Source organism: Trinickia sp. EG282A (genome assembly GCF_040965455.1).
Classification (GTDB): domain Bacteria; phylum Pseudomonadota; class Gammaproteobacteria; order Burkholderiales; family Burkholderiaceae; genus Trinickia; species Trinickia symbiotica.
Genome location: NZ_JBFRCC010000003.1, coordinates 229545 through 242851 on the forward strand (window position 1 = coordinate 229545; position 13307 = coordinate 242851).

General features: G+C 56.5%; 12 protein-coding genes. 1 reads left to right on the forward strand and 11 read right to left on the reverse strand.

Annotation, left to right across the window (positions count from 1 at the left end; genetic code table 11):
- Positions 1 to 139: 139 nt before the first annotated feature.
- The 10 genes from AB4Y31_RS15520 to AB4Y31_RS15565 form a co-directional block, all read right to left on the reverse strand.
- Complete coding sequence (locus AB4Y31_RS15520; protein ID WP_018442711.1) at positions 140 to 1519, reverse strand: DUF1329 domain-containing protein; 1380 nt, start codon at positions 1517 to 1519, stop codon at positions 140 to 142.
- A 92-nt stretch (positions 1520 to 1611) separates the two neighbouring features.
- The gene (locus tag AB4Y31_RS15525) at positions 1612 to 2124 is read right to left on the reverse strand and encodes an SRPBCC family protein (protein WP_368674673.1); all 513 of its coding nucleotides are present in this window, start codon (positions 2122 to 2124) and stop codon (positions 1612 to 1614) included.
- 96 nt (positions 2125 to 2220) lie between these two features.
- Entirely contained in the window at positions 2221 to 2619 is a 399-nt protein-coding gene (locus AB4Y31_RS15530) for a putative quinol monooxygenase (protein ID WP_258187486.1), read from the reverse strand.
- A gap of 68 nt (positions 2620 to 2687) precedes the next feature.
- Positions 2688 to 3440 (reverse strand): 2-oxo acid dehydrogenase subunit E2, encoded by a 753-nt coding sequence (locus tag AB4Y31_RS15535; protein ID WP_083925749.1) that lies wholly within the window; start codon positions 3438 to 3440, stop codon positions 2688 to 2690.
- Between the two features lie 18 nt (positions 3441 to 3458).
- Positions 3459 to 3671 (reverse strand): biotin/lipoyl-containing protein, encoded by a 213-nt coding sequence (locus AB4Y31_RS15540; RefSeq protein ID WP_020566437.1) that lies wholly within the window; start codon positions 3669 to 3671, stop codon positions 3459 to 3461.
- Between the two features lie 51 nt (positions 3672 to 3722).
- On the reverse strand, positions 3723 to 4709 hold the full coding sequence (locus tag AB4Y31_RS15545) for an alpha-ketoacid dehydrogenase subunit beta (RefSeq protein ID WP_035469241.1): 987 nt from the start codon (positions 4707 to 4709) through the stop codon (positions 3723 to 3725).
- Entirely contained in the window at positions 4706 to 5695 is a 990-nt protein-coding gene (locus tag AB4Y31_RS15550; RefSeq protein WP_368674674.1) for a thiamine pyrophosphate-dependent dehydrogenase E1 component subunit alpha, read from the reverse strand. The genes AB4Y31_RS15545 and AB4Y31_RS15550 overlap by 4 nt, the downstream gene beginning before the upstream one ends.
- Positions 5696 to 5705: 10 nt before the next feature.
- On the reverse strand, positions 5706 to 8147 hold the full coding sequence (locus AB4Y31_RS15555) for an RND family transporter (RefSeq protein ID WP_368674675.1): 2442 nt from the start codon (positions 8145 to 8147) through the stop codon (positions 5706 to 5708).
- A gap of 38 nt (positions 8148 to 8185) precedes the next feature.
- On the reverse strand, positions 8186 to 9325 hold the full coding sequence (locus tag AB4Y31_RS15560) for a WD40/YVTN/BNR-like repeat-containing protein (RefSeq protein ID WP_368674676.1): 1140 nt from the start codon (positions 9323 to 9325) through the stop codon (positions 8186 to 8188).
- A gap of 254 nt (positions 9326 to 9579) precedes the next feature.
- Positions 9580 to 11289: a DUF1302 domain-containing protein gene (locus tag AB4Y31_RS15565; RefSeq protein WP_368674677.1), complete on the reverse strand. Its 1710-nt coding sequence runs from the start codon at positions 11287 to 11289 to the stop codon at positions 9580 to 9582.
- A 436-nt stretch (positions 11290 to 11725) separates the two neighbouring features.
- On the opposite strand from AB4Y31_RS15565, the gene AB4Y31_RS15570 reads away from it, so the two are divergent.
- On the forward strand, positions 11726 to 12289 hold the full coding sequence (locus tag AB4Y31_RS15570) for a MarR family winged helix-turn-helix transcriptional regulator (RefSeq protein ID WP_368674678.1): 564 nt from the start codon (positions 11726 to 11728) through the stop codon (positions 12287 to 12289).
- Between the two features lie 105 nt (positions 12290 to 12394).
- Here the strand turns inward: AB4Y31_RS15570 and AB4Y31_RS15575 are convergent, their stop codons facing one another.
- On the reverse strand, positions 12395 to 13282 hold the full coding sequence (locus tag AB4Y31_RS15575; RefSeq protein ID WP_368674679.1) for a CoA ester lyase: 888 nt from the start codon (positions 13280 to 13282) through the stop codon (positions 12395 to 12397).
- Positions 13283 to 13307 lie beyond the last annotated feature (25 nt).

A 13307-nucleotide genomic window follows, 5' to 3' on the forward strand; every position in this document is an offset into this window, starting at 1 on the left:
GATATATCTGCGTCCCATCGTTCGCATCGTCTGCCCCGAGGCCGAGGGCCGCACGGCGAGCATATCCACGAAAGCGCTGTGGCATAAAACCCCACCCGTAGCGCGATTCTGCGGGAGGGGCACCAAAATATGCGCCAAGCTAGCGGATGCCCTCGCCGGCCATGGTGTCGGGGGAGAAGAAGCTCATATCCTTCGGCTCTTGGTGCACGACTCCTGCGCCGACGTTACCTAAGGCGCCCTGCGCTGACCAAACACCGGTTTGGAGATCATAATTGAACGTATCGTCGCCCAGCGCCCCGCCCCCCTCGCTCACGTAGAACGGAATACTGAGGGCCGTAACGATACGATAGAGTTTTCCGGCCGCATCGTAATTTTCAGACAAGCCCGCACTGAAACTATCTTCATCCCAGTACATCATCCGGCGCGCATAGATATGGCGGAACCCCGGCTTAAGTTTTCCTTCCACCACCCAAACCCTATGCAACTCCCAGCGCACGCAATCTGGATTCGCGAAGTTCTTGGTTAGGAGCTTCTTGTCATCACAGCTCGTATGGTCGGCGAGCTTGAAGTTGTTATACATGATGTACTTTTCTTTCTTGCCGATCAGCTTCCAGTCATAGCGGTCGACGGCACCTTGGAAGACCTCGGCATCATCCATCGTTGCCGCTCCCCCGGCGGCTGGACTCGGGGTGTCATAGGCCAGAGTCGGAGCGAGCTTAACGCGGCGCAGGCCGGGAATGTACTGATAAGCCCGACGAACATGATCGAGAGAATCGATCAGCACGAGCTTCTGTCCGGATTGGCTCGACGGCGCGTCGGTGTCGTCTCTAAACGCCCAATAGATAGTCTTTCCCGTCGCCGGCGCCGTGGCCTTTGGATCAAAATACGGAGACTGCTCCGAAACCTTGTTGCCTTGCACAAGATAAGAAGAACCATTCGCGGACACCACGTAGGAATTCGAATATCCCCCCCATGCATAACCAATATAAGTCGTTAGGTGGTCCCACATAACCTGTGTGCCGTTGGTAGGAATTGGAAAGGCGAATCCTCCCCAACACCCCTCCAGTCGAAGATCACCGTCTTCCCCCTTGCACTCGGTCGCGTTCTTCATCGTATTGGCGATCACCGTCTTGTTATATACGATCGTGCGATGGGTGGGATAAATATCCATCCGGAAATTGGGATATCTCTTAAACATATCGATCATGCCGTCGAGCTTGTCTGCGTATTGCGCGGCATTTTGCGCGGTGATGGTGTATAGCGGCTTCTCGTTAGCGAAGGGATCGGGACGTTTGTACGGGTCCGATTTGTCGCTACCAAATTCCGCGGGCGTCTTAAGACCTTCGCCCGTGTATGCCGGAATAGTACCTTCTTTATTGCCGGCGGCCTCTGCACCAATGGGTGTCAGCTCGGGGCCCTTCAGTTTCTGCGCTTCTGCCGCGCTAACTGCGGCCATGCACTGGCCGGAGAAGATCACGGCGAGCAAGGCCGAGACGATATGGGTTGTCTTGCGGATCATTCTATGCCTCCTCCAAGGCGGCGGCCTTCTTCAAAACTGCACGCCCTTTGATATGGATTAACTTGCCCAACAGGCTTCACACGGACGCCACGCTACGACGCCTTGGTCCTCGCAAAAAAACGTCGAAAACCTTGCAAGATCGCATCTGTCCACGTTCTCTCAATGATCGAACGCATGAGATCGAGATCGGCAGGCTCTACAACGTCGAACTCGGCCTTGAATGTCATCAAGGTCTTGCCATCGGGCAAGGTGTCCACCATCGTGGTCGCCAAGTAGTTCTCGAATTCGCTACGCAGCACCGCACCGCCAGGGTTCGGCCGGTACACCATGTTGTAGTAGATGCGCCGTGTCTCATCGTTCTGAACGAGCAGGGTTTCGTCGACAGTCGACCCCGTTACATGGCGAACGACGCGCGTCCGAGGCACGTCGTGCGGCCCTCCCACCAACTCGACGCTCGCGAGATCCGGACCCGGGCGGCCTCCCTCTTCGGGCTTGATCCACCAAGTCAGCAGGGCATCCCAGTCGGTTAGCAATTCCCAAACTTGTTCAGCCGGAGCATCTACGACACCTCGCACCTCGGCGTGACCGCGTTTGAATTTGCGCATGCTCATTTCCTCCAAAACTATTTGTATGCATTGACGCAACCGCCACGCGTCGCTCGCGTCCGACATTCGAGGCGCGAGCTCGATGGCGACTAATGGCTAGAGAAAGATCACGTCGAGGGTCTTCGTTTTCATGTGCACTTGAGAGCTTCCGGCGGGGTATCGCGTAAATACCGAGCGATCGACGTTCATGCCACTGAACTGCTCCATGATCATCGGATGCGAGCTGCACTCGAGCATCCGCTGCTGAGTGTCCTTGTACCAAGCCGTCTGGCGCATCTTGTTCACGTAGTCCTCCGACTTCCATGAAGCGATCGCCACCCATTCGTTAGGGTTTCGGCCCCATCCATGAAATGCGAAATTGCAGCCTTCGTCGTACCAGTTCGCGGCATTGCCAGCCAGTTCATCCAGTGCAGCGAGAAATTCAGCTCTCCGCTCCGGATCCACAGTAAATCTCGAAACAAAACAGTTAGCGTCGCGCACCCATTTGGAAGACATAAAAACTCCTTGCAAATCACTTGAATTGATAAATGCGGAACCATCCCATCTATGTTCCTTCGCTGCGCCTATTTCATCAATGACTCCGGCCGGCTCAGCACATCGGCAACGAACACAGCGAACCGTGCTGCGTCTGCGCCGTTGATAACACGGTGATCGTAAGTGAGCGATAGCGGCAACATCAGCCGCCAGTCGATCGCATCACCGTCGCGAAGTGGCTTCCATTGCGCCTTGGTGACGCCTAGGATCGCCACCTCAGGGGCATTGATGATCGGAGAGAATGCGGTTCCACCAATATTGCCTAGTGAACTGACCGTCATGCATCCCCCGACCATGTCGCCCATCGGCAGCCCCTTCTGACGTGCGCGCGAAGAAACCGCACCGATCTCACCAGCGAGTTCCACAACACCTTTCTTGTCGCAGTCGCGTATCACGGCAACCAGCAGACCTGATGGCGTGTCCACGGCGACGCCTATGTGGAAATACTTCTTGACGATCAGACTCTGGCCGCTTGCATCGAGAGAGGCATTGAAGCGCGGGAACTGTCGCAGCGCTTCCACCAATGCCTTGACGATGAATGCCAAAGGGGTCACTCGTGCGCCGGCGTCCTCCGCTAGCCGCGCTCGAAAAGCGTCCAGGGAAGTGATGTCGGCCTCGTCGTGGTGCGTCACCTGCGGAATCGCCAACCAATTCCGCGATAGGTACCCAGCCGTCAGTTTTTGGATTCGCGACAGCGGTACGGTTTCGGTTTCTCCGAAAGCCGCGAAATCCACCTCAGGCCAAGGCGGTAGATCGCCGTAAAGTCCAGATGATGGGCTCATCAGTTCTATACTCTCATCTCAGCCGATCTGGGCGAGCAGCTCGCCCACCGGATAAACCTCGCCGACGCTAGCAATTATCTTCAGCGTCCCAGAAGCAGGTGCCTCGATTTCCTGAACCGACTTGTCGCTTTCCAACGCATACAACGGCTGCCCCTCGCTGATTGCTGCCCCATCGGCCGCCAGCCATTCGACGAGCGTTCCCTCGTTCATCGAAAAGCCCAGCTTGGGCATAAGAACATCGGTACTCATAGACAGTCCCCCTGAGAGCGTGTTGAATTCGGATTAGCCAAGTGTCTTGCGAACGGCTGCCTCAATCTGGCCGACGCTCGGGACAAAGGCGGTTTCAAGTGGCTTGGTGAACGGCACTGGGCAGAAGGCCGACGCGACCCGCTGCACGGGTGCCTTCAATTGGCCGAACAACTCTTCGTGAATACGCGAGGAAATTTCCGCACCCACGCCGAACGGCTTTACGGCCTCGTGCACGACGATCGCTCGCCGAGTCTTCGCAACCGAATCAAGTATCGTTTCAGCATCGAACGGTGCCACTGTGCGAAGGTCGACGACCTCGACGGAGATCCCCTCGTTCTGCAATTTTTCGGCAACCGCACAAGCGTCCAGCACCTGGCGGCTGTACGCGATGATCGTTGCGTCAGCGCCCTCGCGAACAATCTTGGCCTTACCAAGCGGAATTCGAACGCCGCGCTCGGGAGCTGGCCCATCGTTCCAATAGGTCACCATGTTCTCGATGAAAATGCATGGGTCGTCGTCCTCGATGCACGACAACAAAAGACCGTAGGCATCAGCGGGCGTGGACGGCGCCACCACCTTTAGCCCAGCCGTGTGGGCAAACCAGGCCTCGAGAAAATCGGAATGCTGACCGCCAACACCGAATCCGGCACCCGTCATCGTGCGGATCGTGATGGGCACATGTGTCTGGCCACCGGACATGAACCGCAGCTTCGCCGCGTGATTGACGATCATGTCCATCGCCACGGTAGTGAAATTCATGAGCATGATTTCCGCTACCGGTCGCATGCCGACAAGCGAAGCCCCGATCGCGGCGCCTATGATCGCCTGCTCCGAAATCGGCGTCGACCGCACACGAACATCTCCGTGCTTCGTCGACAAACCCTTCGTCACACCCATCACCCCACCCTCTTGGCGGTCCGCGACGTCTTCGCCAAAGACGATCACGTTCTGGTCGGACGACAGCGCATCGTCAAGGGCGAGGTTCACAGCTTGAACCAAGTTCATTTTTGGAGCATTCATACTTCGATCTCCTGAGCATAGACATCGCGGCGCAATTCAGCGACGTCGGGATACGGACTGGCAAGCGCGTATTCAATCGCTGCGTCGATTTCGGCTTCGATGGCCTGTTCGATGCCTGTCAGTTCGTTCTCACTAGCGTGGGCGTGCTCAATCAGCCAAGACCTGTAGCGCGGGACGGGGTCGTTCTCGATGGCGGAAGCCTTCTCTGCCGGATCCATATAACCATCGGCGTCGCCGAACACATGACCATGAAAGCGAAACGTCATCGCCTCGATGAGGGTCGGTCCGCCTCCTTCTCGAGCTCGCGCAACGGCTTCACCGGCAGCCTGCCACATGGCGACCGGATCGTTGCCGTCAACGTGGATCGACGGCATGCCGTAGGCGGCTCCGCGATCTGAGATGCGACCAATCGATGTTCCGGTAGCGTACGGGGTGTGTTCCGCGAAGCGATTGTTCTGACAGAGGAAGACGACCGGCAATTTCCATAGTGAAGCCAGATTCAGCGCCTCGTGAAATGCACCAATGTTGCTCGCCCCGTCGCCAAACGTCGCCACGGCGATGCGTTTTTCGCCACGAATCTGCGCTGCAAGGGCCAAGCCATTCGCAATCGGCATGCTGCTGCCGACAATACCGGTCGTCACCATGACCCCGCTCGCCGGATGAGTCACATGCATCGGGCCGCCCTTTCCTTTACAGGTGCCCGTTTCACGGCCGGCGAGTTCTGCCCACAGCAGCTTCGAGGGAACGCCCTTCGCCAGCATGTCGTGAATGCCGCGATAAATCGTACAAAGATAATCGTCGTTCGTGAGGTGCACCGACAATGCGGATGGGATTACTTCTTGACCTCGTGGGGAGTAGTAGGTCATTGCCAATTTACCGGACTTGATGACCGCGCGGAATCTCTCATCGTTCATCTTGACGAGTGCCATTCGCCGATAAATCTCCACCAGCGTACTCCGGTCTGGTTGAAGTCGAGCTTGGTTCATGGTGGTTTCCTTATGCCTCAGATGAATTGGTGCAAATTGTGGTTTTCACTCGAACATCCTTGAGGAGAAAGTGGGACAGTGCCGGGATGAGCACAAGTGCACCGAGCATGTTCCACAGGAACATGAAGGTAAGCATGATGCCCATGTCAGCCTGGAACTTGATCGGCGACCAAACCCACGTAACCACACCGGCCGCAAGCGTCACACCGACAAGGCCCACAACCTTGCCCGTGAAGGCAACGGCATTCTTGTATGCCTCTTGCAAACTTGATCCTTGGCGCTGCTGCGCCAGCTGTACGCTGAGCAGATAGAGCGCGTAATCGACGCCGATGCCGACACCCAAGGCTACGACCGGCAGGGTCGCCACCTTTACGCCAATGCCGAGCCCAACCATGACGGCCTCAGCCAGAATTGATGTGAGTGCCAAAGGAAGTATCGCTACGACAACGGCCCGCCAATTTCTAAAGGTAATCAGGCACAGCAAAATGACAGCTCCGTAGACGTAGAACAACATTGCGCGATTCGCTTCCCTAACGACGATGTTGGTCGCTGCCTCAACACCCGAGTTTCCAGCCGCGAGCAGAAACTTTCGATCGGGCGTATCGTGAGCGGCAGCAAATGACTTCACGGCTTCCGTGACCCGATCGAGTGTTGCGGCTTTGTGGTCCGATAGATAGGCGACAACCGGCAATACAGAACAGTCGTTGTTCAAGTATTCCGAATTCCAGAGCAATGCATTGGTGACCTGGGGATCGATCAAACCTTGACTTTCACTGATCGTCATCCATTTAGGGTTACCCTCGAAATCACCCATGGTATAGAGGCGAACGGTATCGGCCAGCGACGCCGTACGCAGCACGCCAGGCAGCTGTTCGAGAGTCCACCCGAGCCGATCCGCTTCTACTAGCGTTGCGAATGAGCGGCATTGACCCGGTGGTGTTTTCACCATCACAGCGAAAGCGTCGCTCGAGATGCTGTAGTGGGACGTGATGAACGCGTCGTCCCTGTTGTAGCGGGAATCGGGCCGCAGCTCGGGTGCGCCGGCGTCGAGGTCACCCACCTGAAGGCCACGGCTGCCCAAATAGCCCACAATGCCGAGGCCCACCGCGCCTACTAAAGCGGCAGTTGCCCATCGACGTTCCGTGAACCGGTCCAAGACGCTCCAGATCTTCCCAAATCCCTGGCCACGGTTCTCCTCCTGACTCTGCCTCACTGCCCGCTTGGCCGCGGACTTGCTGACACCCAGATAGGAAAGTAAGACCGGCAGGAGTATCAGGTTGGTGAAAATAAGCACGGCCACACCGAGGCTTGCGGTCATGGCCAACTCACGGATTACCGGAATGTCAATAATCATCAGCACGCCAAAGCCAACCGCATCGGCCAGCAGTGCCGTCATGCCGGCGAGAAACAACCGACGGTACGTGTAGCGCGCTGCGACCCACTTGTGCGTTCCCCGCCCGACGTCGAGCATGATGCCGTTCATTTTCTGGGCACCATGAGAGACTCCGATAGCGAACACCAGAAAGGGCACGAGAACAGAGAAAGGGTCAATGCTGTGGCCCAGCACGGCCACAATTCCAAGCTGCCAGACAACCGCAATCAACGAGCACGCTACCACCAGCACCGTGCTGCGAATGCAGCGGGTGAACAAATAGATAACGACGCTTGCGACGAATGCAGCCGCCAGGAAAAAGTACATGACTTTCCCGAGGCCATCGATCAGGTCGCCGACTAGTTTCGCGAAGCCGGTAATATGGATTCTCACCTGCGGCTGGCCATCAGCCTCCACCCGGCTGTACCGCTTACGAATTTCGTCCAGCCTCGAGGAAAGCGCGTGATAGTCCAGTGGCTTGCCTTCCGCATCTTTCGCCAAAAGAGGGACGACGATCATGCTCGATCGATAGTCATTGGAGACCAAGCTTCCGACTACGCCTGCCCGCACGATGTTCAGGCGCAATTGTGCGATCGACTGCTGGGAGCCGTTGAAGATATCGGGCAACACCGGTCCCCCGACAAATCCCTCCTCCGTCACCTCCGTCCAGCGCACAACGGGCGTAAAAATTGATTTCATCCACGCACGGTCGACGCCCGGCAACAAAAACAGTTCGTCGTTTACCTTTCCCAGCGTCTGAAGGTATGCGGGATCGAAAATGTCGCCACGGGGGTTCTCGACGGCAACACGCACGTTATCACCCAATCCCCGCAACTCACCCCGGTTGGCGATGAAATTCTTGATGTACGGTTGAGACAAGGGCAGCATCTTGTCGTAGCTAGCGCTAATAGTTAGGCCGCGCAACTGAAACGCAAAGAACGCCGTCAACAACGCACTACCGAAGATCACCCACCCTCGGTGGTTGAATATCAACCTCTCCAGAAAGTTTCCTGACCTCTTGTTGAAGTCACTCGGATCCGCGACCACTGCCATCGCATCGGTCTTTGAGATTGCGACCATATCTAGAGCCTTTCCGTTAGAACTTTGCCGGCTTGCGCTCAATTCACGCTGCGTGCCGCAGTGCCCGAAGACGGAGGAACATCCTCGACGACCACGCCATTCAGACCCACGAGCGCAACCTTGTCATCGACAACTCCGCCAACCCCAAAGTAGGGCATGGGCCACTTAAGCTTCACCGATCGGAACGATTTCCCACCGTCCCGGCTAAGTAGCGCAGTTCCGCCCTGATCGACTAAAAGGAACGAACCGTCCGAAAGCACCACGCCACCAGTGATGCCCGCGCGGCTAGGTACCTCGACCTTCTCCCATGTCGTGCATCCGTCGGAGCTCCGAAAGAGGCTACCCCGCATGCCGTAGACGACAATATCGCTTCCCGATTCGACGGAACCGAATAGCGTTCCCTTATAGGGTGTCGGCTTCGGTTCGAACAATTGCTTGTCGCGATTCAGTTCCCAAACCATGCCATGCTCTCCGGTCAAGAGAATTCGACCGCCGCCGCCATGGACGGAATAAAAATGGAAATCGTCCGGATTGCTTGTGCGCTCCATCCATGGAATCCAACTCTTTCCGCCGTCTTCCGTGTGAAACACGCGATTAAACGTACCGACGACGAACCCACTCTTCTTACTCTCGAAAAAAACGTCGAGCAGAGCCTCGGGGCTACCGTCAGAAGCAGACGCCTTAGCATCGTCGAAAGCCCGCTTTACTTCCGCGGATTGGTTGTCGGCAATCATCCGCTTGTAGTAATTCACCGCCAGTTCCGAAAGGTGCTTACCGTCCGTCTGCTTGACCCAGGTTGTTCCGCCGTCATCGCTATGAATAACAACACCGCCATGACCGACGGCCCATCCGTCCTTCGCGTCCGAAAACGAAACCGCGACTAGGTCAGCGCTCACGGGCACCCTTGCTTGGACCCATGTCCGGCCGCCATCGTCCGAATAGACGATAATCCCCCGAAGCCCCACTGCCACGATCCGATGCCCCGCCTGAGCCACGCCAATAAGCGGCGCATGGGCGGCCATTGACGTCGGCATGGCGGGGACGTCCACCGGATTTTCGAATGCGCGCGCGCTCGCGCATGTGACCATAAGAAAGACAACGATGCCCGAGCAAATGCGCATCAAGCTACTGCTCCAATTTCGTATGGCCACATCCCACACGCTGCTAGAAACTGACATTGATCGTCCTTTTGTCAATCGCTACCGGATCACTAAACCGCCAGTGGGCGTGTTCAACCTGAAAACCTATTCGACCGATGGCTAAGAAACAACAGCGTGTTGTCGAGCAACTGCGCACCAATAGCGCTCAGCTTATCCGTCCGAAGTACCACTGACGTTTGCCCGCACCACTTGTCTGTGATCCTATAAAGTCCTAGCTCGAGTGCGACCGCTCCCCCTTCGGAGGGAATCCCGGTCGCACCATATCGTTCCGCTCAAAAGGTAGACTGGAATGTCAACGAAACCCAGTTTCTATCCCAATACTTGCCGAGACTTGAATTGCTATTTGAGGCGACGCCCAAGTTATCGTTACTATGCAGCGCGAGATAGCCGATATACTTTAGCGAAACTTTATATTTCGACTTAACATCGAACGTGAGTCCGACACTATACGATCCCTCGCCTTGATTACTCCCGAAAAGCACCGGTGAATTTCCGGAAAGGCCTGTGCTGAAGAAGATCGGCATGCTCAGGTTTACACCTGAGAAAACCTCGTACCAGATGGGCTCGAACTGGGCCGAGATGCCTACTGCATTTCGCGTAGGGCAGCCATGGTGCGTTGCGACGCCGTCAGACCCGCAGTTTTGCTTCAGCCCGTAGTACAGATTGAATGGATCGTGAGTAACACCTTGCAACCAGGCATAATTGACTTCTGCGATAAACGTCGCCGAATCGAATAGCGGAGTTTTCCCAAAATAGTCAATCATGTTCACCACGCCTGAAAACACATTCCCCCTCGGAATCCAGTCAGCACCGGCAGCATTAGCAGCAACGACATTTGAGAACGGCGTTGCTGCCAGCTCCGCGTTATTGCGATAAGTCAGGTCCGTTGCGAACGAAATCCCTCCGATCTGCTTCGAAAGACTGAATGCATACATTCGCTCGCGCGGCGCACGATAATCGACACCGACATTCAAGTTTCCGCCGGAAGCACTATCAATGACCAACTGGGGAAACGTCGAGGTATATTGCCGATAGTAAAATCCGGCCGTCCCATCAAGCCAGGCCGGACGCCACTTCACAGCCACGCCAAAATCACCTGCCATGTGCGCAGGCTTTTGCTGCCCTTGAAAGACCGCGGGAGCACCAAGAAACGGCACTAGAGTCCCACCCCCAAGGGTCAGAAGGTCTGCGGCGCCGAAGTACGTTCCACCATCGGGGAGCCGAGAAGGCGACCAATCGAGAAAATATTGCGCAGCAAGCGCAAGCTCAGGATTGATGGTTGCAGAAAACGAAAGTTGAGGCCGGGGAAGGAAGAGTTCTTGGGCTTGCGCACTCGGATCCGTCAGGGCCTTCCGTATGTCAACGGGACCCTGATTGTATGCAACGCCACAGACGAAGCAGAATATCGACTCACCCCAAAACTGGTTGAACTGGCCGGCCTTGACGTCGACCGGCACCGAGCCCAAGTGGAGCCTGGTGAAGCCAAACGCATCGAGCAATTGGCCAGATGGCCCCCGGTTCCAGCGATCGATATAGCTTGTGTACTGATTGTTTCGAAACGCGTTTATGCCCTGTGACAGGAAAAACGGATCGCCTTTCGGGCCGCCAGTGTAAGCCGCATCGTACCAGCCGTCCCCGCTGAAACGGACGCCGGTGTCACCCTTGTAGATGACGCTGAATTCGGATAACAGGCTGAACCGATTGGTAACGATATCCCCGGCTTTCGCGAACTTCCGATCCGATTGGTGCGCTGAAACATCGCCCGCCCCCTTCCCGTTTCCGCAGATGTCGGGGTCGCAGTCCTGCGCGCGAATTCCAAGGTTGTAGCTAAAGGTGTTATCCCATTGGACGCTAAGGTCTGGAATACCAGTGTCGAACTTATACGCATGGGCGATCCCTGGCCAGACTGCGGCGGAAATCGTTAAGACTGCGAACAATGCTCCAAATAAACCGCTGGAGCGTCTAGCGACTTTCCTCAACATGGGACCGCCTCCTGTACCAAGTTATATTTTTCCGTCTGTGCGGTACATCGATCGTCTATGACGCAACGTTTCCCGCCATGCACTGACGTCTCCTCCAGTGCTATACGTATGCTAGCATACCATACGCTAATGTCAAAAGATGATTGAGCCGACGAGAGCAGCTGCGCGAGTGCAGGAGATCTCCAACCTGGGGTCCCTACGCCGCGATCGCATTGGCGTGTCCTCATATCCAATACAGGGTGCTGCGCAACCGTTTTGCGAAACCCCGTGCCTCTACCCGAGGCATCTTTCATCGGAGAGTCTGACGGTCGTCCCGCTGAACGGCCGACTCTAGGGTCATACTTTATCTAAAGGATATCGTATGGTACTATACTGTTTACGCCTGACACGTAGGTGTCACTACCTAGTAAATGGCTGACCTGCCAGGGAAAGAGGAATGGATAACGAGACCGCGATCAGAACGACGTCAACCGTTGCCGATACCACGCGCGAGAAGACCCGGCCATATGCGGAAGGGTCGAGGGACGAGGAAAACTGGGATCAACGGCTAGGGTTCCTCATGCACGACGTCTCACGATTGAGGCGGCTCGTTTTCGACTCATTCGTAGAACCCCTTGGGGTGACTCGCTCGCAGTGGTGGGTCATCGCCCATCTCTCTCGTCATGACGGCATGATGCAAAGCGATTTGGCTAACGTTCTCGAACTGGGCAAAGCAGCCTTGGGTGGGCTTGTTGACCGACTAGAAGCGTCGGGCTTTATCGAAAGACGCGCAGACGGGTGGGATCGACGCGTCAAGCGCGTTTACCTAACGCCCTCCGGCAACGGTCTCGTGAATCAGATGCGTGCCATGAGCCATGAGATGAACGAGCGAATTCTGGCCGATCTCGATCACAGCCGTCGCCAGCAACTCGCCGAGCTGTTGCAGCAAGTGAAGCGAAACTTGCTTGTGCTCAAGCGCGAAAGCGAGGGCACGGGATCGGCCTCCAGCGCCGATGAATGACTTGCCGCGCTGCATGCTTCGCTTTGGGTATCACCGACTCACCAGGCGGCGCTGAATGCTCAAGCAATCTTGTCATCGTGACGGCGCTCGTAAATAACTGGGCACTTAGCTCCGGTCGTCGCCCCCACCATGCAAACTCGCGGCCACCGCCAGAATTTTATGTGCTCGCTTTAGATGCGGCATGTCGAGCATCTTTCCATCCAGGCCTATCGTTCCTACACCCGGATTGCTCGCGAACGCTTCCACCACGCGCCGTGACCAAGATATCTCATCATCGCTTGGGGTGAACGCCTGGTTGATGATGTCAATCTGATTCGGATGAACCGCCAATTTTCCGGTAAACCCGGCTTGTCTAGCCAAATTCGCCTCTGCCTCCAAGCCCGCGGAATCACGGAAGTCGACAAATACGGTATCCACCGGCTGCACGTCCGCGGTGGCCGCACCGATAAGGCAGAGCGCTCGCGCCAACTCATATACCGTATCGTATTCGCCGTTTGGCCGCCGATTGTTGCTCGCGCCAAGCGCCGCGGCTATGTCTTCCGCGCCCCACGTCAAGCCGGTAAGCCGCGGGCCACACCCTTTGTATCCGCCCAGCGTGAACAGCGACTGAGGCGTCTCGGTCGCCACCGGTAGTATTCGAATCGATCCCGCAGCGACGCCTTCGCGCAGTTCAAGGGCATCGAGATAATGCCCAAGGCGAGTCACGTCGTGCGACGAATGGACTTTAGGCAAAACGATACCGTCCGGCGCCCCCGCGACCACCGCAAGGTCGTGAAGCGCGGAGGGATTCGACAGGGCATTAATCCGAACCCAAATTTGCTGCCCCTTGCGCTGCGATTGCGGCCGAGATTGCAGGTACTCGAGCACGATAGTGCGAGCGACGTGAGTCCTAGACGACGCGACCGAGTCTTCCAGATCGAGAATGAGCGCATCGGCATGCGATGAAATCGCCTTTGCAATCTTTCGTTCGCTGTCGCCGGGCACGAACAGCATGGAACGCAGCGCGGCAACCTTGCCC